The sequence below is a fragment of the Lysobacter sp. ISL-50 genome (assembly GCF_018612875.1).
Taxonomy (GTDB): domain Bacteria; phylum Pseudomonadota; class Gammaproteobacteria; order Xanthomonadales; family Xanthomonadaceae; genus Lysobacter.
Window position 1 is genome coordinate 82,331 of record NZ_JAGGRI010000005.1, and the last position, 21,373, is coordinate 103,703.

The 21,373-nt window shown below is 67.9% G+C and carries 17 protein-coding genes; 9 read left to right on the forward strand and 8 right to left on the reverse strand.

The window, feature by feature from the left end:
- Positions 1–96 precede the first annotated feature (96 nt).
- The 3 genes from edd to zwf form a co-directional block, all read right to left on the reverse strand.
- Entirely contained in the window at positions 97–1,929 is a 1,833-nt protein-coding gene (gene edd / locus J7J50_RS04020; protein ID WP_215057772.1) for a phosphogluconate dehydratase, read from the reverse strand.
- A gap of 295 nt (positions 1,930–2,224) precedes the next feature.
- The gene (gene pgl / locus J7J50_RS04025; RefSeq protein ID WP_215057771.1) at positions 2,225–2,980 is read right to left on the reverse strand and encodes a 6-phosphogluconolactonase; all 756 of its coding nucleotides are present in this window, start codon (positions 2,978–2,980) and stop codon (positions 2,225–2,227) included.
- A complete protein-coding gene (zwf, locus tag J7J50_RS04030; protein WP_215057770.1) occupies positions 2,964–4,481 on the reverse strand; it encodes a glucose-6-phosphate dehydrogenase in 1,518 nt (505 codons plus the stop codon). The genes pgl and zwf overlap by 17 nt, the downstream gene beginning before the upstream one ends.
- Positions 4,482–4,629: 148 nt before the next feature.
- Between zwf and J7J50_RS04035 the strand changes: the two genes are divergently transcribed.
- The 3 genes from J7J50_RS04035 to nagA are packed head-to-tail and all read left to right on the forward strand — an operon-like array spanning position 4,630 to position 7,573.
- On the forward strand, positions 4,630–5,382 hold the full coding sequence (locus J7J50_RS04035; RefSeq protein ID WP_215057769.1) for a GntR family transcriptional regulator: 753 nt from the start codon (positions 4,630–4,632) through the stop codon (positions 5,380–5,382).
- A 35-nt stretch (positions 5,383–5,417) separates the two neighbouring features.
- Positions 5,418–6,428 carry an SIS domain-containing protein gene (locus J7J50_RS04040; RefSeq protein WP_215057831.1) on the forward strand — a complete coding sequence of 337 codons (1,011 nt, stop codon included), beginning with the start codon at positions 5,418–5,420 and terminating at the stop codon, positions 6,426–6,428.
- A gap of 11 nt (positions 6,429–6,439) precedes the next feature.
- Positions 6,440–7,573: an N-acetylglucosamine-6-phosphate deacetylase gene (gene nagA / locus J7J50_RS04045; protein ID WP_215057768.1), complete on the forward strand. Its 1,134-nt coding sequence runs from the start codon at positions 6,440–6,442 to the stop codon at positions 7,571–7,573.
- Between the two features lie 455 nt (positions 7,574–8,028).
- Here the strand turns inward: nagA and J7J50_RS04050 are convergent, their stop codons facing one another.
- Positions 8,029–9,474, reverse strand: coding sequence for an amidohydrolase family protein (locus tag J7J50_RS04050; RefSeq protein ID WP_251044573.1), 1,446 nt, complete (start codon positions 9,472–9,474; stop codon positions 8,029–8,031).
- A 37-nt stretch (positions 9,475–9,511) separates the two neighbouring features.
- Complete coding sequence (locus J7J50_RS04055; protein WP_215057767.1) at positions 9,512–9,766, reverse strand: hypothetical protein; 255 nt, start codon at positions 9,764–9,766, stop codon at positions 9,512–9,514.
- 163 nt (positions 9,767–9,929) lie between these two features.
- Here J7J50_RS04055 and J7J50_RS04060 point away from each other — a divergent pair, with 163 nt between their 5' ends.
- The 4 genes from J7J50_RS04060 to yjjJ all read left to right on the forward strand — a co-directional run bounded on the left by J7J50_RS04060 (position 9,930) and on the right by yjjJ (position 17,623).
- Entirely contained in the window at positions 9,930–11,624 is a 1,695-nt protein-coding gene (locus J7J50_RS04060; RefSeq protein WP_215057766.1) for a sulfatase-like hydrolase/transferase, read from the forward strand.
- 66 nt (positions 11,625–11,690) lie between these two features.
- The gene (locus J7J50_RS04065; protein ID WP_215057765.1) at positions 11,691–12,047 is read left to right on the forward strand and encodes an Imm51 family immunity protein; all 357 of its coding nucleotides are present in this window, start codon (positions 11,691–11,693) and stop codon (positions 12,045–12,047) included.
- Positions 12,048–12,326: 279 nt separating this feature from the next.
- A complete protein-coding gene (locus tag J7J50_RS04070) occupies positions 12,327–16,019 on the forward strand; it encodes an indolepyruvate ferredoxin oxidoreductase family protein (RefSeq protein WP_215057764.1) in 3,693 nt (1,230 codons plus the stop codon).
- Between the two features lie 218 nt (positions 16,020–16,237).
- Positions 16,238–17,623 (forward strand): type II toxin-antitoxin system HipA family toxin YjjJ, encoded by a 1,386-nt coding sequence (yjjJ, locus tag J7J50_RS04075; protein WP_215057763.1) that lies wholly within the window; start codon positions 16,238–16,240, stop codon positions 17,621–17,623.
- A 45-nt stretch (positions 17,624–17,668) separates the two neighbouring features.
- Here the strand turns inward: yjjJ and J7J50_RS04080 are convergent, their stop codons facing one another.
- Together J7J50_RS04080 and J7J50_RS04085 are read right to left on the reverse strand one after the other, a co-directional pair.
- Entirely contained in the window at positions 17,669–18,427 is a 759-nt protein-coding gene (locus tag J7J50_RS04080; protein WP_215057762.1) for an anti-sigma factor, read from the reverse strand.
- A 124-nt stretch (positions 18,428–18,551) separates the two neighbouring features.
- Positions 18,552–19,067 carry a sigma-70 family RNA polymerase sigma factor gene (locus J7J50_RS04085; RefSeq protein ID WP_215057761.1) on the reverse strand — a complete coding sequence of 172 codons (516 nt, stop codon included), beginning with the start codon at positions 19,065–19,067 and terminating at the stop codon, positions 18,552–18,554.
- Between the two features lie 128 nt (positions 19,068–19,195).
- Here J7J50_RS04085 and J7J50_RS04090 point away from each other — a divergent pair, with 128 nt between their 5' ends.
- Together J7J50_RS04090 and J7J50_RS04095 are read left to right on the forward strand one after the other, a co-directional pair.
- The gene (locus J7J50_RS04090; protein ID WP_215057760.1) at positions 19,196–20,290 is read left to right on the forward strand and encodes a catalase family peroxidase; all 1,095 of its coding nucleotides are present in this window, start codon (positions 19,196–19,198) and stop codon (positions 20,288–20,290) included.
- On the forward strand, positions 20,287–20,880 hold the full coding sequence (locus J7J50_RS04095; protein WP_215057759.1) for a cytochrome b: 594 nt from the start codon (positions 20,287–20,289) through the stop codon (positions 20,878–20,880). The genes J7J50_RS04090 and J7J50_RS04095 overlap by 4 nt, the downstream gene beginning before the upstream one ends.
- Before the next feature lie 18 nt (positions 20,881–20,898).
- On the opposite strand, the gene J7J50_RS04100 is transcribed toward J7J50_RS04095, so the two are convergent.
- Entirely contained in the window at positions 20,899–21,201 is a 303-nt protein-coding gene (locus J7J50_RS04100) for a putative quinol monooxygenase (protein ID WP_215057758.1), read from the reverse strand.
- Positions 21,202–21,373 lie beyond the last annotated feature (172 nt).

Here is a 21,373-nt window from a genome sequence, read left to right on the forward strand (position 1 = left end):
TTCGCGGGAATGACGGCCGGGTGGATTCGAAGTTGGTCATCAGCAATGCCGCATCCGCGACATCGCAATCAATCAAGCGATCGCATCCACCAACCCTCAAAGCGTCACCGTCCCAAACACCCCCGCGCCGCGATCGGCCGGTGCGGCGTAATCGCGGAACGCGGCGAACAACTCGCGCCCCACGCCGGCATGATGCGAGGACAGATCCGCCGTCGCGCATTCGCGCGAAGCCCAATCGGCCGGCTCGATCACCTGCAAGGTGCCGGCCACCGCATCCACCCGCAGCACGTCGCCGTCGCGCAGCTTCGCCAGGGCGCCGCCGCTCATCGCTTCGGGGGTGACGTGGATCGCCGCCGGTACCTGGCCCGAGGCGCCGGACATGCGGCCGTCGGTGACCAGGGCGACGCGATGGCCGCGCTTTTGCAGCACCGACAAGGTCGGGGTGAGCTGATGCAGTTCCGGCATGCCGTTGGCGCGCGGGCCCTGGAAACGCACGACCACGATCACGTCGCGATCCAGTTCGCCGCGTTCGAACGCCTGCTTCACTTCATGCTGTTCGACGAACACCCGGCACGGCGCTTCCACGATCCAGCGGTCTTCCGGCACCGCCGAGACCTTGATCGCCGCGGTGCCCAGATTGCCGCTGAGCACGCGCAAGCCGCCGTCGGCGCGGAACGGTTCGGCGACCGGCCGCAACACCGCGGTATCGCAGCTTTCGCGCGTGCTCGGCACGTACGCCACTTCGCCGTCTTCGCCCAACCGCGCTTCCACGCGATACCGCGCCAGCCCCGGGCCGGCGACGGTTTCGACGTCGCCGTGCAACAGGCCGTGATCGAGCAATTCGCCGATCAGGTACGCCAGCCCGCCGGCGGCGTGGAAATGATTCACGTCGGCGCTGCCGTTCGGATACACGCGCGCCAGCAGCGGGATCGCCGAGGACAGCGCATCGAAATCCTCCAGGCGCAGATCGATCCCGGCCGCGGCGGCCATGGCGATCAGGTGCAGCAGGTGATTGGTCGAACCGCCGGTGGCGTGCAGGCCGATCACGCCGTTGACGATCGCGCGCTCATCGACGATGCGGCCGATCGGCCGGTAGTCGTCGCCCAGCGCGGTGATCTGCGCGGCGCGCGCCGCCGCCAGCGCGGTCAGCGCATCGCGCAGCGGCGTATTGGGATGGACGAAGCTGGAACCGGGCAGGTGCAGGCCCATCAGCTCCATCAGCATCTGGTTGGAATTGGCGGTGCCGTAGAAGGTGCAGGTGCCTGGGCCGTGATAGCTGCGCGCCTCGGCTTCCAGCAACTCCTCGCGCGAGGCCTCGCCGGTCGCGTAGCGCTGGCGCACGCGCGATTTTTCGTCGTTGGGCAGGCCCGAGGTCATCGGCCCGGCCGGCACGAAGATGCCCGGCAGATGGCCGAAATGCAGCGCGCCGATCAACAGCCCCGGCACGATCTTGTCGCACACGCCCAGGTACAGGCCGGCGTCGAACATGTCGTGCGACAGCGCGATCGCCGTGGACATGGCGATGACGTCGCGCGAGAACAGCGACAACTCCATGCCGTCGCGGCCCTGGGTGACGCCGTCGCACATCGCCGGCACGCCGCCGGCGACCTGCGCGGTGGCGCCGCAGTCGCGCGCGGCGGCCTTGATCAGATCGGGAAAGCGCTCCAGCGGCTGATGCGCGGAGAGCATGTCGTTGAACGAGGTGACGATGCCCAGGTTGGGCGCGTAACCGGTTCGCAGCGCGGCTTTGTCGCCGCTGGCGCAGGCGGCGAAACCGTGGGCGAGATTGCCGCAAGACAGGCGTCGCCGGTGCGGGCCGCTGCTCTGCGCCGCGTCGATGCGGGCGAGATAAGCATTGCGGCGCGCGCGGCTGCGTTCGGCGATACGGTGCGTGACTTGCGCGACAACGGGATGCAGTTGGGTATTCACGAGTACTCGGTCGGTGCGAGGCGCCGCACGCGGCGCGAAACAGTTCCCCCCTTTGAAAAAGGGGGGTTAGGGGGATTTGCTCTTCCTACACCTTCCTGAGAAGCAAAGGCAAAAGCAAATCCCCCCGCGCCCGCTGCGCGGACGCGGCCCCCTTTTTCAAAGGGGGCGACAGCAAAAGCCGTGGCTGGGAGGGGAGGGAGCTATGGCTTGGCTGTCTCAAGAGCCCAATAGGTCGCGGGCCCCAATCGAACACTCGACCTCGGCCGGTCGGAACTCAACCGGCCTCGGCAAAAAATCAAGGACTCCAATACAAGGTAGGCGCCACCGGCGCGCCGCTGAGCACCGAGCGGATCGGCAGCGCGCTGCGCGGATCGCGCTGCGCGCCTTCGAGCACGGCGCGCTTCTTCTCGCCTTCGATGTGCAGATAGATCGCCGGCGCGGTGAAGATCGCGCTCAGGGTCAGGGTCATGCGCGGCTCGGGCATCGCCGAGGTGCGCACCGACATCACCGGCGCGCGGCCGCGCGGCTGCAGGCCGATCTCGCGCAGCGCCGGATTGTCGTAGCCCAGGTCCGGGAACAGCGAGGCCACGTGGCCGTCGTCGCCCATGCCCAGCACCACCACGTCCAGCGGCAAGCCTTCGTTGGCGATCTTGGTCAGCACCGGCATCAGCGCCGTTTCCGGGGTCGGCGTCGGCCGGTACATCGGCAGCAGGCGGGCGACGGCGGCGTTGTTCTTGAACAGATGCTCGCGCAGCAGGCGCTCGTTGGAACGCGGATGCTCCGGCGGCAGCCAGCGCTCATCGACCGGCAGCACGGTCACCCGCGCCCAGTCCAGCGTCTGCGTCGACAACGCGTCGAAGAAACGCTTGGGCGTGTTGCCGCCGGACAAGGCGATGCAGGCCTCGCCATGCCGCGCCAGCGCGCCGCGCAGATCGGCCGCGACCTGTTTGGCCAGGGCCTGCGCGAGCTGTTCGCCGTCGTCGAACACGCGCTCATGCAACGGCAGCGGCAAGGGTTCGATCACTTTGAGTCGCTCAGCCTGCATCTTCATGCCACGTTCTCCCATCGCGTTCGATCAGCGCCACCGCGGCGCTCGGACCCCAGCTGCCGGCCGTGTACGGACGCGGCGCTTCGGCGCCCGCGGCCCAGGCGGCGCGGATCGGGTCGATCCATTTCCAGGCCGCGTCGACTTCGTCGCGGCGCATGAACAACATCGGATTGCCGCGCACCACGTCCATCAGCAGACGCTCGTAGGCGTCGGCCTGACGGCCGCCGAAGGCGGCGGCGAAACTCATGTCCAGCGGCACGTGGCGCAGGCGCAGGCCGCCGGGGCCGGGCACCTTGTTCATCAGCCACAGCTTCACGCCCTCGTCGGGCTGCAGGCGCAGCACCAGCTTGTTGGGTTGCAGGCGGCTGGACGGGTCCTGATCGGTCAGATCCTCGAAGATCGAATGCGGCACCTGACGGAAGGTCACCACGATCTCCGACACCCGCTCGCCCAGGCGCTTGCCGGTGCGCAGGTAGAACGGCACGCCGGCCCAGCGCCAGTTCTTCACTTCGGCCTTGATCGCGACGAAGGTTTCCGTCAGCGACTGCGCGCCCAGTTCCTGCGCGTAGCCCGGCACCGCGGTGCCATCGACCGCGCCGGCCTTGTACTGGCCGCGCACGGTGGACTGCGCGGCGTTGCCGTTGACGATCGGACGCAGCGCGCGCAGCACTTTCAGTTTTTCGTCGCGGATCGCGTCGGCGGCGAGCGAGGACGGCGGCTCCATCGCCACCAGGCACAGCAGCTGCAACAGATGGTTCTGGACCATGTCGCGCAGCGCGCCGGATTTGTCGTAGTACGGCGCGCGCGATTCCACGCCCACCGTTTCGGCCACGGTGATCTGCACGTGGTCGATGTGCTCGGCCTTCCACAGCGGCTCGAACAGGGCATTGCCGAAGCGCAGCGCGGTGAGGTTCTGCACCGTCTCCTTGCCCAGGTAATGGTCGATGCGGAAGATCTGCGTTTCGGCGAACACGCGCGCCAGCGCGTCGTTGATCGCGTCGGCGCTGACGCCGTCCTTGCCCAGCGGTTTTTCCACCACCACGCGGGTCTTGGGATTGACCAGACCGTGCGACTGCAGGCGGTCGGCGACCACGCCGAACAGGTCCGGGCCGACCGCGAGGTAGAACACCCGCACGCGTTCGTCGCCGGCGAATTCGGCGGAGAACTCCGGCCAGCCGCTGTCGGAGCTCAGATCCAGGCGGCGATACAGCAGCAGCGACAGGAAGCCTTCCACCGACTGCGACTCGCGCGCGTCCAGATTGGCGAACTTGGCCAGCGCGTCGCGCACCCGGCCGCGGTAGTCCTCGTCGCTCTGGGTGTCGCGGGCGATCGCCACGATGCGGGTGCCGGCGACGATCTGGCCGTCGGCATAACGATGGAACAGCGCCGGCAGCAGCTTGCGCAGGGCGAGGTCGCCGGTGCCGCCGAAAATCACCAGATCGAACGGGGCCAGCGGCGCCAGATGCGGGGCTTGTGAGGGAGTCGGCACGGAGTAGACGCTCATGGACGGGCTCGGACAGGTCTGGATGAAACCATACCAGCAAAGATACCAGTAAGATACCACTTCGGCAAATTAACCAGAAATCAATTGGTTACAACGGCGTTACAGGCCTTTGTTGCCGCCAATGGTCTGCGACTGGTATCTTTTTGTCATGCAGGCCTATCTGGAAAGCGAATTCCGCCGCCAGTCCGACGCGCGCCGCGCGCCGGCGTACCAGCACCTGCGCCGGACCCTGCAGCACGCGATCGACAACGGCGAACTGACCGCCGGCCAGGCCCTGCCCGGCGAGCGCGAGCTGGGCAAGCTGCTGGACCTGTCGCGGGTGACGGTGCGCAAGGCCATCGCCGGGCTGGTCGAGGACGGGCTGCTGGTGCAGCGCCAGGGCGCCGGCACCTTCGTCGCCGAACGCATCGTCAAATCGTTCTCGCGCCTGACCAGCTTCACCGACGACCTGCGCGCGCGCGGGCTGGACCCGCGTTCGACCTTCCTCGAACGCGGTGTCGGCGAGGTCACGCCGGAAGAAGCCATGGCGCTGAATCTGTCGCCGGGCGCGCAAGTGATCCGCTATTACCGTTTGCGGACTGCCGAGAACGTGGCGCTCGCACTCGAACGCACGGTGGTCCCCGTAGCGGTGCTTTCGAATCCTGATTTGGTGGAAAACTCGCTGTACGAAGCCTTCGCCAAGCTCGGCATCCGCCCCGCCCGCGCGCTGCAGCGTCTGCGCGCGATCGCCTTCGACGCCGAACAGGCGCGGCTGATGAATCTGCCCGAAGGCGCGCCCGGCTTGTTCATCGAACGCCGCACTTTCCTCGACGACGGCCGCGTCGTCGAGTTCACCCGATCCTTCTACCGAGGCGACGCGTACGACTTCGTCGCCGAACTGCAGAGCGAAACCACCCCGTGAGCACCGACACCTTGCTGGACGCAACAAGCACGCGCATGTACGCCGAAGCCGACGAGTCGGGCGACGCGGTCGCGCGCCAGTTCGCGGCCAACGCCGACATCATCGACGACCTGGTCGAACGCCTGCGCAAACAGCCGCCGCGCTTCATCGTCACCTGCGCGCGCGGCAGTTCCGATCACGCCGCGACCTACGGCAAATATCTGTTCGAAACGCAGCTGGGGCTGGTCACCGCTTCGGCCTCGCCCTCGGTCGGTTCGGTGTACGCGATCAAGCCCAAGCTCGACGGCGCGCTGTTCGTGGCGATCTCGCAGTCGGGCAAGAGCCCGGACCTGCTGCGCAACGCCGAGATCGCCAAGGCCGCCGGCGCGCACGTGGTGGCGCTGGTCAACGTCGCCGATTCGCCGCTGGCGCAGTTGGCCGATACCGTGCTCGGCCTGCACGCCGGCCCGGAGAAAAGCGTCGCCGCGACCAAGAGCTATCTGTGCTCACTGGCCGCGCTGCTGCAACTGACCGCACGCTGGAGCAACGACGCCGGCCTGTTCAACGCCGTGCATGCGCTGCCCGAGGCGCTGCGCGAAGCCACGCGACAGGATTGGTCGGCGCTGGTCGAAGGCCTGGTCGATGCGCGCAATCTGTTCGTGCTCGGCCGCGGCCTGGGCTTGGCCGCGGCGCAGGAAGCGGCGCTGAAGTTCAAGGAAACCTGCGGCCTGCACGCGGAGGCCTTCAGCAGCGCCGAGGTCAAGCACGGGCCGATGGCGATCGTCGGCCCCGGTTTTCCGGTGCTGGCGTTCGCGCAGGACGACGGCACCGGCGACAGCACGGTCGCGGTCGCGCGCGAGTTCCGCGCGCGCGGCGCGCCGGTGTGGCTGGCCGCGCCGGGCATCAGCGGCGGCGATGCCTTGCCGCTCGCGCGCTCCTCGCATCCGGCGATGACGCCGCTGATCACCGTCGCCAGCTTCTACAAGGCGGTCAACGCGCTGTCGGTCGCGCGCGGGCACAACCCGGACCTGCCGCCGCATTTGAACAAAGTCACCGAAACGGTTTGAGGAACGCCCGCATGTCCGCCACCGCCTTCGTCAACGGCCGCGTGCTCAGCGAGCGCGGATTCGAATCCGATCTGAGCGTCATCGTCGAAGACGGCCATATCGTCGCGGTCCTGCCGGGCGCGGCGCCGCGCGGCGCGGACACGGTGGATCTGCAGGGCCGCTACCTCGCGCCCGGCTTCATCGACACCCAGGTCAACGGCGGCGGCGACGTGCTGTTCAACGACGCGCCCAGCGTCGATGGCCTGCGCCGCATCGCCGCCGCGCACCGCAAGTTCGGCACCACCGGCCTGATGCCGACCCTGATCAGCGACGATGTCGCGGTCATGGCGCGGGCGATCGACGCGGTGCGCGAAGCGATGCGGCAGAATGTGCCGGGCATTCTCGGCATTCACCTGGAAGGTCCGTACCTGGCCGCGGCGCGCAAGGGCGTGCACAACCCGGACAAGTTCCACACGCCGGGCGAAGACGAACTCGATCTGGTCGCGTCCCTCGGCGTCGGCAAGACCATGCTGACGCTCGCGCCCGAGCGCTTCGGCAACGACACCCTGCAGGCGCTGGCCGCGCGCGGCGTACTGGTCTGCGCTGGCCACACCGCCGCCGACTACGGCCGCCTGCGCGAAGCCTTCGCCCACGGCGTGCGCGGCGTCACCCACCTGTTCAACGCGATGACCCCGCTGGGCAGCCGCGAACCCGGCGGCGTCGGCGCCTGCATCGAAGATCCGGATTCGTGGTGCGGCGTGATCGTCGATGGCGAACACGTCCACGACGCCTCGCTGCGCATCGCCATCGCGGCCAAGCCGCGCGGCAAGATCATGCTGGTCACCGATGCGATGCCGCCAGTCGGCGGCGACGCCGAGGACTTCGTCCTGTACGGCGAAACCATGACCTGCCGCGACGGCAAGTGCACCACCGCCGACGGCACCCTGGCCGGCTCCGCGCTCGACATGGCCGGCGCGGTGCGCAACACCGTGCAGCGCCTGGGCTTGCCCTTGGACGAGGCCTGCCGCATGGCTTCGACGTATCCGGCGCAGTTCCTCGGCCTCGGCCACGAACTCGGCCGCATCGCCCCGGGCTACCGCGCCGATCTGATCGCGCTGGACGATTCGCTGCACGTCACCGACAGCTGGATCGGCGGCGCCCGCTGAGCCCACCGCCCCACGCGTAAGCCCCGAGGTTTTTTGTAGGAGGGAGCTTCAGCCCCGACCAACGAAGCCGCGCATCGCCAAAATCGCCGGCCCCTCTCAGGCGAGCGGAAGCAGAGTCCTCACCAACACCAGCAGCAAGATCGGCGACGACGCGCTGAGCCCACCGCCCTAGGCGTAAGCCCCGAAGTCTTTTGTGGGAGGGAGCTTCAGCCCCGCCCCACGAAGCCGCGCATCGCCGAATTCGCCGGCACCTTATGGCCGAGCGGAGGCAGAATCCTCACCAACACCAGCAGCAGGATCGGCGGCGCGCGCTGAGCCCACCGCCCCACGCGTAAGCCCCGAAGTCTCCGTGGGAGGGAGCTTCAGCCCCGACCAACGAAGCCGCGCATCGCCAAAGTCGCCGGCACCCCATAGCCGAGGCCGATGAAGCCACCAAGAGCGAGCCGACGCACCGCTCAATGCAACCCCACCCGCCCCTTCATCGCCTCAAAAATCGCCTCGGTCCGATAGCCCCTACCCGCCTTGAACACCAGCGGCATGCGCTCGATCGCGCGCACATCGCGGGTCGGATCGCCATCGATCACGACCACATCCGCGCGCTTGCCGGCCTCCAGACTGCCGACGCTCTTATCGCGCCCCAGATAACGCGCGCCGTTCAAGCTCGCCACGCGCACCGCCTGTTCGAAGCTGAAACCGGCCTCGACCATCAACTCGATCTGGCGCTTGCTCGCATAACCCGGAATCACGCCGCCGTAGCCGGTCGGGTCCGAGCCGGCCATCAACAACCCGCCGGCAGCGACGAAACGCCGCTCCCACTGCCCGAGCTTGGGCAACAGACGCGCCCAGTCCTGGCCGCCCGGCTTGGATTGCACCGCCGTCCAGCCCGCTTCGTACTGCTCGCGCACTTCCGGCAGCAGCAACGACAGCGCCGCCTCCGACACCTTGGGCCGCTGCGCCGCCAGGGTCTCGATCACGGTCAACGTCGAAGTCAACGCGACCTTGCGCTCGACCAGCAACTCGATCAGTCGCTGCATCCGCGGATCGTCCACGTCCAGGTCGGCGAGCGATCGGGTAATCGACGCCGGACAGACATCGGCCTGCTTGTCGGCGACGAAGTCCGAGGCGAAGGCGAAGCCGTGCTCCAGATTGTCGATGCCCATCGCCGAGGCTTCGGCGAAAGTCACCGAACACAAATGCGCGGTGACCTTGCGCGAACGCCGGTGCGCGACTTCGATCATGCGCTGCAATTCGTCGCGGCGGATCTGCATGTAAGCCTTGTACGAATCCACGCCTTCGTCGGCCCAGTAGTTCACCGCGCGCTCGGCATCGTCGGCGCCGTCGAGCACCTTCACCGCCAGCACCGGCAGGCCGGGGCCGTTGAGCAGGGGCGAGGTCACTTCCATGTCCGGGCCGATGATGGCGCCGTCGGCGATCTTCTTGCGCATGTTGAGATCGGCGTAAGGCTGCATCGCCGCGGCCGTGCGCAAGGTGGTGACGCCGCCGGCGAGATACAGCGACGGGAAGCTGTGCACCATCTCGGAATAGTTGCCCTGCCCGGTCGGATAGAACATGTGCTCGTGCATCATCACCAAGCCGGGCAGCAGGGTCTTGCCCTTGGCGTCGATCACGGTCGCGTCCTTGGGCACGGCGAGCTTCGCGCTGGCGCCCAGCGCGCGGATTTTTCCGTCTTCGATCAGCAAGGTCTGATCGCGCCGGATCGGCGCGCCAGTGCCGTCGATCACGTCGGCATGGGTGAATGCCAGCAGCGGCTGGTCGTAAGCGACGAACGGCGGATCGGCTTTCGCCGCGGGTGCCGCCGCGGGCGCGGCCGGCTCATGGGCGATGGCGAGCGCGGACAGGCCGCAGGACATCAGCAAGGCGATCGAACCTTTCCACTTCATGCAGACTTCCGGCCGGCGGCGAATTGAACGACGGCGATCAGCGTATCGCATCCGTTACGGCATATCGATCAGTCGCATGAGTGTCGCGGCGCGGCGAACAGCATCCGGCAGCGTTCGCGCAATCGCGGCTCATCATGGCCTCGCCGGCATCGATATGTCCGCGCTCGCAAGCACCGGCGACGCGCGCGATCGAAAACAGTTCGAACTCGCTCGCGGCATGCGCAATCGCGATTGTTTTTTTACGCATCGACTTGCGGATATTCCAGCCAATATTCGCAACGGCGGCGTCCACGGAAATGAACGCTGATTAAGAGTTGTCACGCGCGATCCGCCATCCGCGCATGCAAACGATGTCGCCGCCGCACACACGCCCGCGTACGCCGGCCATCGGCTGATCCCGGTCGCTTGTCGAGCCCCTAACGTGTCGCGCCAATCCTCCGGCGATCACGACGTCCATGCAAGTTCTGCGGGAACCGGCTTTCCTCGCACCGTCGAACCCATGCGGCCGGGTGTCGCTGTCGCGGCGAATCGCGCTGTTGCTGTTGGTCAGCGCCGCGAGCACTTCGCTGCTGTTGCTGGACGACCGCCTGCAGCAATTGGTCAATCCGCACAACCTCGCCGCGCTCAAGCCGGGCTGGTGCGCGGCGCTGATGCTGGTCACCACCTGTTTGTGGCTGGGCGGCAGCCGGATCGCGGCCAACGCGGTGCTCGCCTTGTTCGCCGGCCTGCAGTTGCTTCAGCTGTGCCATATCGCCGCGATCGGCCGTCCGCTGTCGCCGCTGGACATCGCGATGATTCCGCATCAAGCGCACGACATCGGCGAAGGAGTGCGCGCCGAGATCGGCGAGAACTGGACCACGTTGCTGGCCGGCGGCGTGCCGTACGCGCTGGCGTTCGCGCTGTTCAATCTCGGCCTGCCGCGCCTGAAACTGCCGCGCTCGCGCTGGGCCTTGCTGCTGGTGGCGCTGAGCCTGGCCTTCATCCCCTACGGCGCTTCGCACCGCAATATCACCCATTATCTGCCGCAGCCCAAGCGCAGCTCTCTGCACAATTCGCTGATGGCGTTCGGCTATTACGTGGCCAACCTGAGCGGCTCGTCGGTTCGGCGCGACGCCGATGCGTACCGCCCTTATCGGGTCGAGCCCGACGCGCGCGCGGCAACGGTCAGGCCGCGCTCGATCTGGCTGGTGATCTTCGACTCCACCCGCGCCGATCACTGGGGCGTGGCCGGCTACGCGCGCGACACCACGCCGGTGATGTCGCGCTGGGTCGCGCGGGGCGATGCGCGCTGGCATCGCGGCGTCGCCGGCGCCGCGGCCACGCGCGCGGCGATGGCGTTGCTGCTCAACGGCGTGCGCGAACCCGGCCATCTCGAACAATTGCGCTCGCATCGCGGCAATCTGTTTCGGCTGGCGAAGCAGGCCGGCTATCGCACCTACTGGCTGTCGACCCAGTACGGCCGCGATCTGCTGGAAGACCAGGACAAGGCGAGCATCGACGTCACGCGCACACGCGAAACCGATCCGGAGCGGGTCGCCGCGGTCGGCGACGATGCCATCATCGACATGCTCGCGCCGCTCAAGCCCGGCGAGCCGCGATTGATCGTGCTGCTGCTGCGCACCGCGCATATTCCGTACGAAGACGCTTATCGGCGGCGCGCCACGCCGTCGCCGCGATGGCCGGATGCGTCGGCGTCCGCGCTTACGCAGAGCAAGATCGACACCTACGATCACGCGATCGCCTACCAGGACGATCTGGTCGGCCGCCTGTACCAGCGCTTCGAGGCCCTGGACGAACACGGCCTGTTCGTGGTGACCTCCGATCACGGCCAGATGCTCGGCGAAGACGGCGTGTCGGGCCACAACGTGCTGACGCCGCAGATCGCGCAGGTGCCGATGCTGGTGCGCAGCCGCGGCCCGGCGCAAGCGCCGCTGGGCGAGAACGGCGAGTGGATATTCCATCACCAGCTCGCGCTTGCGCTGGCCGCGCGCATGGGCTATCGCATCGACAATCCCAATGCGCAAGCGGGCCGGTACTTCCTGCAAGGCCCGGACGCGTTCGGCGACATTCTGTTTCGCGAAGCGCGCGTGACCGATGGCCGATTGGTGCTGGGCGAATTGTCGGGCCTGCGACCGGCATCGTCGCGCTGACGCACCGACACGGTCGCGGACTATCATCGGCCACGGACACCACCGCCTCTCGACGAAGGATTCGACATGAGCGACGACCACACCGACCACAGCAGCTACGCCCCCTTCATCCTCATGGACCGCGGCGGCTATCGCTCGCTGCTGCTGACCGAGCCGGGCATGGAAGCGAAACAGCAGGTGTTCGCCGAACACGAGGCCGCGGGCTGGAGCGGCAACGGCTACGACTGGAGTTCGATCGCGCAAGTGGTGGTGGCCGAGCGCCTGCCGCGCTTGCAGGGCCGGCTGTCGTTCGATCCCGAGGCTGGCATGCTGTCGGTGTCCGGCGAACGCGCCGACCTGGAAGCGCTGGGCACGGCGCTGCGCGCGGTGTATCGCGACGAGGCCGACCTGCGCGACCTGCTCTCGCGCGCGGAACTCGACTGACGCGCGACGCGGTCGGCGACCGCACGCGCGAGCTTCGTTGCCCGCGTCGTTCCTGAACAGGGATAGCGCCGGATGCGTTCATCGCAGGGCGAATCCGTGCGTGTGGTCATGCCTCGCGAGTTCGCGCCCACAGGGCACACCGGCGGCGCCTAGCGGCCCGATTGAGCACACAAGCTATAATTCCGAGTCTTTGCTCGGTCCCGGCGCGCCACCGCCGGCCCGCGCGCATCGCCGAACGCCCCCGCCAGCCAACCCGCGGCACCGCCGCGAGAGCCCGCCATGACCAGCACCGCAGAACTCAGCTCGCCCTCGTCGGCGAATACGTCCCTGACCAACTCCGTCCTCGATCCGGATTACTCGCTCGAGCACAAGTACACCCGTCAGGAAGGCCGCATCTATCTGTCCGGCGTGCAGGCGCTGGTGCGTCTGCCGCTGATGCAGCGCCTGCGCGATCAGGCCGCGGGCCTGAACACCGCCGGCTTCATCTCCGGCTACCGCGGCTCGCCGCTGGGCGGCTTCGACCTGGAGCTGTGGCGCGCGCGCAAGCACCTGGAAGCGGCCGGCGTGAAGTTCACCCCCGGCCTCAACGAAGACCTGGGCGCGACCATGGTCTGGGGCACGCAGCAGACCAATCTGTTCCCCGGCGCCAAGGTCGAAGGCGTGTACGGCATGTGGTACGGCAAGGGCCCGGGCGTGGATCGCACCGGCGACGTGCTCAAGCACGCCAACGCCGCCGGCACCAGCAAGTACGGCGGCGTATTGGCGCTGGCCGCGGACGATCACGCCTGCCGCTCCTCGACGCTGCCGCACGGCTCGGAGGGCGAATTCACCAGCGCGATGATGCCGATCCTCAATCCGGCCGGCGTGCAGGACATCCTCGACATGGGCCTGATCGGCTGGGCGATGTCGCGCTACACCGGCCGCTGGGTCGGCTTCAAGACCATCGCCGAGACGGTGGAATCCTCCGCATCGGTGGACGTGAATCCGCTCGCGCTGAACATTCTCACCCCGGACGATTTCATCCTGCCGCCGGGCGGCCTGAGCATCCGCTGGCCCGATCCGCCGATGGATCAGGAAATGCGCCTGCACCAGTACGCGGTCAAGGCCGCGCAGGCGTTCGCGCGGGCCAACAAGATCGACCGCATCGTCATCGATTCGCCTAACGCGCGCCTGGGCATCATCACCACCGGCAAGAGCTACCTCGACGTGCTGCAGGCGCTGGAGTACCTGGGCCTGGACGCGCGCGCGTGTTCGGACCTGGGCCTGCGCGTGTACAAGGTCGGCATGACCTGGCCGCTGGAACCGGTCGGCCTGCGCGCGTTCGCGCGCGGCCTGGACGACATCCTGGTGGTCGAGGAGAAGCACGCCTTCATCGAAAGCCAGATGAAGGAGTCGATGTACAACTGGGACGGCGAGCGCCGTCCGTCGATCGTCGGCAAGTACGACGAAAGCGGCGAGTGGATCCTGCCGTCCACCGGCGAGCTGACCCCGGCGCGCATCGCCGGCGTGATCGCGCGCCGCATCCAGCGCTTCCACAACTCCGAGCACATGGAAAACGTGTTGCGCTGGATGGAAGAGAAGGAAAGCGAACTCGCCCTGCCGCGCGCTTCGTTCCCGCGCGTGCCGCATTACTGCTCGGGCTGCCCGCACAACACCTCGACCGTGGTGCCGGAAGGCTCGCGCGCGCTCGGCGGCATCGGTTGCCACTACATGGTGACGTGGATGGACCGCGACACCAACACCTTCACCCACATGGGCGGCGAAGGCGTGACCTGGTCGGGACAGGCGGCGTTCACCGAAACCCAGCACGTGTTCCAGAACCTCGGCGACGGCACCTACTTCCACAGCGGCTCGCTGGCGATCCGCCAGTCGGTCGCCACCGGCGTCAACATCACCTACAAGATTCTCTATAACGACGCGGTCGCGATGACCGGCGGCCAGCCGGTCGACGGAACCTTGTCGGTGCCGCAGATCGCGCACCAGGTGCGTTCCGAAGGCGTGCACACCATCGTGCTGCTGTCGGACGACATCGCCAAGTGGAACAGGCGCGAGCTGTTCCCCAGCGACATGGAATTCCACGATCGCAAGGAACTCGACGCGGTGCAAAAGCGCCTGCGCGAGGTCAAGGGCACCAGCGTGCTGATCTTCGACCAGACCTGCGCGACCGAGAAGCGCCGCCGCCGCAAGCGCGGCAAGATGGTCGATCCGCAAAAGCGCGTGATGGTCAACTCCCTGGTCTGCGAAGGCTGCGGCGATTGCGGCAAGAAGTCGTTCTGCGTGTCGGTGCTGCCGAAGGAAACCGAATTCGGCCGCAAGCGCGAGATCGATCAGTCCAACTGCAATAAAGACTATTCCTGCGTCAACGGCTTCTGCCCGAGCTTCGTCACGGTGGAAGGCGGCGGGCTGAAGAAGAAGAAAGGCTCTTCGGCCAAGGATCGCCTGACCAATCTGCCGATGCCGCCGCTGCCCGCGCTGGACCAGCCCTGGAACATCCTGATCACCGGCGTCGGCGGCACCGGCGTGGTCACCATCGGCGCGCTGCTCGGCATGGCCGGGCATCTGGAAGGCAAGGGCGCGAGCGTGCTCGACCAGACCGGCCTGGCGCAGAAGGGCGGCGCGGTCACCACGCATATCCGCATCGCCAAGACCCCGGCCAACATCCACGCGGTGCGCATCGCCGCGGGCGAAGCGGATCTGGTGCTGGGTTGCGACATGGTCGTGGTCAACGACTACTGGGCGCTGTCGAAAGTGCGCGCCGGCCGCAGCCAGGTCGTGCTCAACAGCTACGAAGCGATGCCGGGCACCTTCACCACGCGTCCGGACATGCAGTTCCCGGCGACCGACATCGTCGCGGCGATCAAGCAGGCGCTCGGCGGCGAAGATCCGCTGATCGTCGATGCGACCCAGCTGGCCACCGCGCTGCTCGGCGACGCCATCGCGACCAATCTGTTCATCCTCGGCTACGCCTGGCAGCGCAGCCTGGTGCCGATCGCGTTCGACGCGCTGATGCGCGCGATCGAGCTCAACGGCGCGGCGATCGAAATGAACAAGACCGCCTTCGCCTGGGGCCGCCTGGCCGCGATCGATCCGCAGTCGGTGGCGCAGGCCGCCGGCGTGACCCGCAAGGTGCCCACCGCCGCCGAAGCCACTCCGCGCGACCTGCCGCATCTGGCGCCGGGCGAGTGGGAGGGCAACGAATGGGGCGCGACCTCGGCGCCGCGCGCGACCCGCAACGAAGACGAACTGCGCCACGTGCCGGCGCGCGCCGACGGCGACAACCTCGCGTTCCTGCCGCTGGACGATCTGCGCCTGTCGCGTTCGCTGGACGAACTGATCTCGCGCCGCGTGTCGTTCCTCAGCGAGTACCAGGACGCCGCCTACGCCAAGCGCTATTCCGATTTCGTCGCCAAGGTGCGCGAAGCCGAGCAGAGCAAGGCGCCGGGCTCGACCGATCTGGCCGAGGCGGTCGCGCGCTACTTCTTCAAGCTCATGGCCTACAAGGACGAGTACGAAGTCGCGCGCCTTTACACCAGCGGCGAATTCCAGCGCAAGCTGGAGCAGCAGTTCGACGGCGACTACAAGCTCAAGTTCCATCTCGCGCCGCCGCTGCTGGCCAAGAAGGACGCGCAGGGTCGCTTGATCAAGCAGGAATTCGGCCCGTGGGTGTTCACCGCGTTCAAGTGGATGGCCAAGCTGCGCAAGCTGCGCGGCGGCAAGCTCGACATCTTCGGCTATACCGAAGAACGCAAGATGGAGCGCCAGCTGATCGCCGACTACGAGCAGACCGTCGGCGGCCTGCTGGCGTCTTTGGACGGCGGCAACGTCGATCTGGCCGCTGAAATCGCCAGCATCCCCGAGCACATCCGCGGCTACGGCCACGTCAAGGAAGATCACCTGCACAAGGCCAAGGCGCGCGAGGCGGAGTTGATCAAGGAGTTCGGCAATCCGTTGCGGATTGTGCGGGCGGCGTAAGGCATCGGCCCGCTTTGACAGCCGATTCCCCACTGAGCATGCTCGGCGCTGCGTACGCGGCGCCGAGCATGCTCGGTAATGAGCTAAAAACTCTGCCCATAAATATTCAAGTATCTATTCACGCATGGCCTGACTTTGGCGGAAGTTTCCGCCTTACCCCTTGAGATCTCAGGCCATCAGATTTGACTATCTATTCATAAATAGATTCAAATCGACGCATGGCCGACCATGCCCAGGCAATAGAAACGCTGCTGCGTACCGGCCCGCGAACCGCGGCCGAGCTGGGCGCGGCCTTGGCGATCAGCCAGCCCACCGTGTCCAGAGCCCTGGCCGGACTCAAAGAACGGCTGGTCCGCATCGGTCGCGCCCGCTCGACTCGCTATGCATTGACCTGGCCGCTGGGACGCGCCGGAAGCCATTGGCCGCTATACCGCCTGACCCCAAACGGTCGCCCGGATCCGCTGGGCGAGGTATTCCGGCTTCAAGGGGGCGGCTGGTTTCTGCAACCGACCCGTCCCTTGCCGCTGTTTCTGCACGGCGAGTTCGCCGACGGCCTGTATCCGGACCTGCCTTGGTTTCTCGACGATCTGCGCCCCCAGGGCTTCCTTGGGCGTGCGTTCGTCCATCGCCACACCGCCGAGCTGGAGGCGCCGGACGACATCATGCGATGGCGAGCCGAAGACGTGATCACCGCGCTATTGCGCCGCGGCAGCGATCTGCCGGGCGATCTGGTATTGGGCGAGCCGGCACTGGAGCAAGCATTGCTGGACGCGCTGCAGGGCGATCCGGATACGATCATCCAGCCCGACCTGCGCGAATTCTTCTATCCGCAGCGCGCGGGCCAGGCCGAAGCCGGCGAAGTCGCCGGTTCTTCCGCGGGCGGCGAACAGCCCAAGTTCACCGCGGAGTTGGAGCCGGTTTCGGGCGAACGCGAATCGGTGATCGTGAAATTCGCGCGCCGCGATCCCGACAACGCGACCGCGCGGCGCTGGGTCAATCTATTGGCTTGCGAACATCTCGCCGCCGAGGTGCTGTCCGAACACGGCATCGCCGCGGCAACCACCGAATTGATCGACAGCGACGATTGGCGCTTCCTGCAATCGAGCCGTTTCGACCGCACCGCGCAGCGGGGTCGCGTGGGCATCGTATCGATGCGCTCGCTGGATGCGGCCTATGTCGGCAGCGATCCGGGCAACTGGCCGGCTTCGGCGATCGCGCTGCGACGCGAAGGCATCCTCGGCGATGACGATGTCGAGCGGATCACGCGACTGCATCTGTTCGGGCGTTTCATCGGCAACACGGACATGCATTTCGGCAATCTGAGCTTTTATACCGACCTCGACCGATTGCCGGTTTCGTTGGCGCCGGTCTACGACATGCTTCCCATGCATTACCGTCCGGGCGCGGGCGGGGCGGTGCATGATCGCCCTTATGATCTGCCGTTGCCGGTAAAGAACCTCGAACACTGGCAGTGGGCGGGAAATGCCGCATGCGCGCTATGGCAGCGCGCAACGAACGACGAGCGTATCGGCCCGGCATTTCGCGCCATCGCCGAAGACAACAAAGCGCGCATCGCGCAGATGCTGCGCCGTTTCGGCCGATAAACGGCTGACTGCGTCGATACTCGGCCGCGAACAATCCCGCCGGATTCAAATCGCCCGCAACGCCCGCGTCACCACCCGCGTGCTGCCGTCATCGCTGCCGCTCACCATCGCGTAGTTGTAGCCGCCGCGCGACCAATACTGCGCGAGCAGGTCGCCGTCGCGGCGGTCGCCGCGCGGCAGCAGGTGGCGGTGCGGACCGGGGGGACGGATGTAGAAGCTGATCGCGTTGCCGGCGGCGTCTTCGTACACGATCAAGGCGGCGGCGCCCTGGTCGGTGGCGAGCAGGCGGCCGCCGACTTGCCTGAAGCCCGAGCCGCTCAGGTCGGGCAGTTTCATCGGTTGGCGGAAGTTCGCTTCCAGCCACGGCTGCAGGTCGGAGGCGGCGCGGTCGGGCTGCAGGTCGTGGCGCACGGCGAACAGGCGATGCGCCTGGATCGCATCGGCCATCGGCGCCGCGCTCGCCACCGCGGGCGGCGCGGTCGGTTGCGACCATTCGCGCGCCTGCCAACCGCCCAGGCCGCCCACGCCGACGCTCAACAGCACCGCCGCCGCCATCGCGTAGCGCGCGTTGCGCCGGCGCGCGAGTGCGCCGCGCACGCGCGCGGGATCGAGTGCGGGCGGCGCCGCCAGGCTTTCGCCGGCCAAGGCGGCGCGCAGTTGCTGCGCGTCGCGCTGCCAGGCCTGGATTTCCGCCAGCCGTTCGGGATGGCGGCTCAACCACGCCTCGACATCGGCGCGGCTGGCGGCGTCCAGGCGTCCATCGACGTAGGCATGCAGATCGTGTTCGTTCGGGGGCGTGCTCATGAGGCGCTCATCGGGGCGATATCGAACCGATCGCGGCGCCGATCGGATTCGTTGCGAACAAGGGAAACGGTGGCGGCCACGCATCCGCGCGCGCAAGGCCGAATTGCGCGAATGCCGCAAGCGCTCATTTCAACAACCTCAACGCCGGTGCCGGCGTTTCGCCGTCGCTGAGCCGGCGCAAGGCCTGGCGCGCGCGCGACAGCCGCGACATCACCGTGCCGATCGGGACCTGCAGAATCTCCGCGACCTCCTGATAGCTCAGGCCCTCGACCGAGATCCACAGCAGCAGGATGCGTTGCTCCACCGGCAACCGTTGCATCGCTTCCAGAGTGGAGCGGGCGAGGAACTCGCGCTCGGCCGACGGCTGGCTCTCGGCGCCGGCGATGCCCAGCCGCGCCAGCAGCCCGGCATAGCGCTGCGAATGGCGCTGGCCGTCGAGGAACTGGCGGTAGACGATCGCGAACAGCCACGGCCGCAGCGCTTCTTCGTCGCGGCGGCCGGCCCAGCGGGTGATCGCGCGCTCCATCGCCGCCTGCACCAGATCGTCGGCGGCATGCGGGTCGCGCGCCAGCCAGCGGGCGAAACGCCGCAGCGAGGGCAGCTGTTCGCGCAGGGCGGCATCGATTTCGCTGGCGGACATGGTGCGGGACCGGCTGGAGGGGACTGTCCTGAGTGGGACGCCGCTGGCCGCAGTTTATTCCGCGGCCGATGGAATAAATCGCGGCGGCGTGCGTCGTACCGGTATCGCGCCCCCACCGAGAAGCCCGCATGCCGCCGCCCGATCCCGTCGATACCACCCCCTCCGTCTCATCTCCGCCGTCGCGACCGCTCGGCCGCTGGGCGCTGATCGCCTTCGCGGTGAGCGCGCTGGCGGCCGCCTTCGGCTACGTCGCCGGCCCTCTCGACCCGAACCGGCTCACTCCGAAGCGGGTGGTCGATACCTTGCAGAACAATGGCGGCCTGCATCCGGGCTATCGGCGCAATCACGCCAAGGGCGTGTGCGTGATCGGTCGCTTCGACAGCAACGGCCAGGCCGCGGCGTATTCGAAAGCGCCCTTGTTCGCGCCCGGCGCCACGCCGGTGGTCGGACGCTTCGCCCTGCCCGGCGGCAATCCCTACGCGCCCGACGGCGGCGTGCCGATCCGCAGCTTCGCCCTGCGCTTCACCCAGGCCGACGGCCAGCAGTGGCGCACCGGCATGAACAGCATGCCGGTGTTTCCGGTCGCCACGCCGCAGGCGTTCTTCGCGCAATTGCAGGCCGGCGCGCCCGATCCGGCCACCGGCAAGCCCGATCCGCAGAAACAGAAAGCGTTCTTCGCCGCGCATCCGGAAACCGCCGCGTTCCGCGCCTGGGCCAAGGACCGCAAACCGTCGGCGAGCTACGCCACCGAGGCCTACTACGGCCTCAACGCGTTCTATTTCGTCGATGCCGGCGGCGCGCGCCATGCGGTGCGCTGGCGGGTGGCGCCGGACAACGGCGCGGCGGCCGCGCCGCTGTCGGCGCAGGATCACGATGTGCTCGCGCGCGAACTCGACCAGCGCCTCGCCAGCGGCCCGCTGCGCTGGCGATTGCTGGTGACCCTCGCCGCCGCCGGCGATCCGACCGACGACGCCACGCGCGTGTGGCCGGCCGATCGCAAGGAGATCGACGCCGGCACCGTGGTGATCGAGCGCGCGCAATCGCAGGACGCCGGCGAATGCCGCGACATCAACTACGATCCGCTGATCCTGCCCGACGGCATCGCCGGCTCCGACGATCCGCTGCTGCCGGCGCGTTCGGCCGCCTATGCCGATTCCTACCGTCGCCGCACGTCCGAGGAAGCCCGGGCCGGCGGCCGTCCGCCGCAGGAGACGCCGCGATGAACCGCGATCATGAAATGTTTTCGCTGCCGGCGCGGGTGCTGCACTGGCTGATGGCGGCGATGATCCTGACGATGCTGTTCGTCGGCGCCGGCATGGTCGCGACCGTCTCGGACAAGCACACCTGGCTGCTGGCGCTGCACAAGCCGCTGGGCATCGCGATCCTGGCCCTGGCGGTGCTGCGATTGCTGCTGCGCCTGGCGCGCAAGCCACCGCCGTTGCCGGCCAACATGGCGCCGCTGCAGCGCTTCGCCGCGCTCGCCTCGCACTGGCTGTTGTATGCGCTGATGTTCGCGCTGCCGCTGATCGGCTGGGCGATGCTGTCGGCCGGCGGCTATCCGGTGAGCCTGGGCGCGGGCGTGCAACTGCCGCCGATCGCGCCGTTCGACGCGAGCGTGTTCGCGACCTTGCGCTGGTTGCATCGCGCCCTGGCGTATCTGCTGTTCGCCACCGTGCTGGTGCACCTGGGCGCGGCGCTGTACCACGGGCTGATTCGCCGCGACGGGGTGCTGCGCAGCATGACGTGGCGGGGTCGGGCGCGCGGCGCGGCGAAGGTGGATTCGCAGGCGCGGCCGGTCGTGCCCGGCGATTGATCGGCGCGCGGGACCGCGTCAGCGCGCCGCGGTCAGGCCGTGGCCGCCGACCGGTTCGGTTTCGAAATGCGCCTCGAAGCTGGCGATCATCGGTTTGGCGCGCTCGATCGCCGCGCGCACCTGCGGCAGCGACAGCGAGGCGCGGTGGCTGTCGGCGCTGTCCCAGACTTCGCTGATCCAGATCGCGTCGTCGTCCTTCGGATCGCGGGCGACGATGTAGCTCAGGCACCCGGGCATGGCGCCGACGTCTTGCAGCAGCAGATCGATCAGCGCATCGCGCTGGCCGGCGGTGGCTTTCATCTTGCCGATCAGTCCGTACATGGCGGCGGTGCTCTCAGGTGTCGGGAAGGGGAGCGCCGGCGCATGCGGGCCAGGCCAGCGCGAATGCGGCGGCGGCGGTCGTGACGATGAATTCGCGTCGGCCGGGGTGCATGCGGGCGCAGCGCGGTGAACGTCGCGGCGACTTTAGCTCGCAATTGCGGACAGATTGCGG

What these genes read in the sequence shown, in the direction of transcription:
- pgl (WP_215057771.1), bottom strand. Translation starts at nt 2,980, where the DNA reads ATGAAGATGCAGGCTGAGCGACTCAAAGTGATCGAACCCTTGCCGCTG.
- zwf (WP_215057770.1), bottom strand. Translation starts at nt 4,481, where the DNA reads ATGAGCGTCTACTCCGTGCCGACTCCCTCACAAGCCCCGCATCTGGCG.
- J7J50_RS04035 (WP_215057769.1), top strand. Translation starts at nt 4,630, where the DNA reads ATGCAGGCCTATCTGGAAAGCGAATTCCGCCGCCAGTCCGACGCGCGC.
- J7J50_RS04040 (WP_215057831.1), top strand. Translation starts at nt 5,418, where the DNA reads ATGTACGCCGAAGCCGACGAGTCGGGCGACGCGGTCGCGCGCCAGTTC.
- nagA (WP_215057768.1), top strand. Translation starts at nt 6,440, where the DNA reads ATGTCCGCCACCGCCTTCGTCAACGGCCGCGTGCTCAGCGAGCGCGGA.
- J7J50_RS04050 (WP_251044573.1), bottom strand. Translation starts at nt 9,474, where the DNA reads ATGAAGTGGAAAGGTTCGATCGCCTTGCTGATGTCCTGCGGCCTGTCC.
- J7J50_RS04060 (WP_215057766.1), top strand. Translation starts at nt 9,930, where the DNA reads ATGCAAGTTCTGCGGGAACCGGCTTTCCTCGCACCGTCGAACCCATGC.
- J7J50_RS04065 (WP_215057765.1), top strand. Translation starts at nt 11,691, where the DNA reads ATGAGCGACGACCACACCGACCACAGCAGCTACGCCCCCTTCATCCTC.
- J7J50_RS04070 (WP_215057764.1), top strand. Translation starts at nt 12,327, where the DNA reads ATGACCAGCACCGCAGAACTCAGCTCGCCCTCGTCGGCGAATACGTCC.
- yjjJ (WP_215057763.1), top strand. Translation starts at nt 16,238, where the DNA reads ATGGCCGACCATGCCCAGGCAATAGAAACGCTGCTGCGTACCGGCCCG.
- J7J50_RS04080 (WP_215057762.1), bottom strand. Translation starts at nt 18,427, where the DNA reads ATGAGCACGCCCCCGAACGAACACGATCTGCATGCCTACGTCGATGGA.
- J7J50_RS04085 (WP_215057761.1), bottom strand. Translation starts at nt 19,067, where the DNA reads ATGTCCGCCAGCGAAATCGATGCCGCCCTGCGCGAACAGCTGCCCTCG.
- J7J50_RS04090 (WP_215057760.1), top strand. Translation starts at nt 19,196, where the DNA reads ATGCCGCCGCCCGATCCCGTCGATACCACCCCCTCCGTCTCATCTCCG.
- J7J50_RS04095 (WP_215057759.1), top strand. Translation starts at nt 20,287, where the DNA reads ATGAACCGCGATCATGAAATGTTTTCGCTGCCGGCGCGGGTGCTGCAC.
- J7J50_RS04100 (WP_215057758.1), bottom strand. Translation starts at nt 21,201, where the DNA reads ATGTACGGACTGATCGGCAAGATGAAAGCCACCGCCGGCCAGCGCGAT.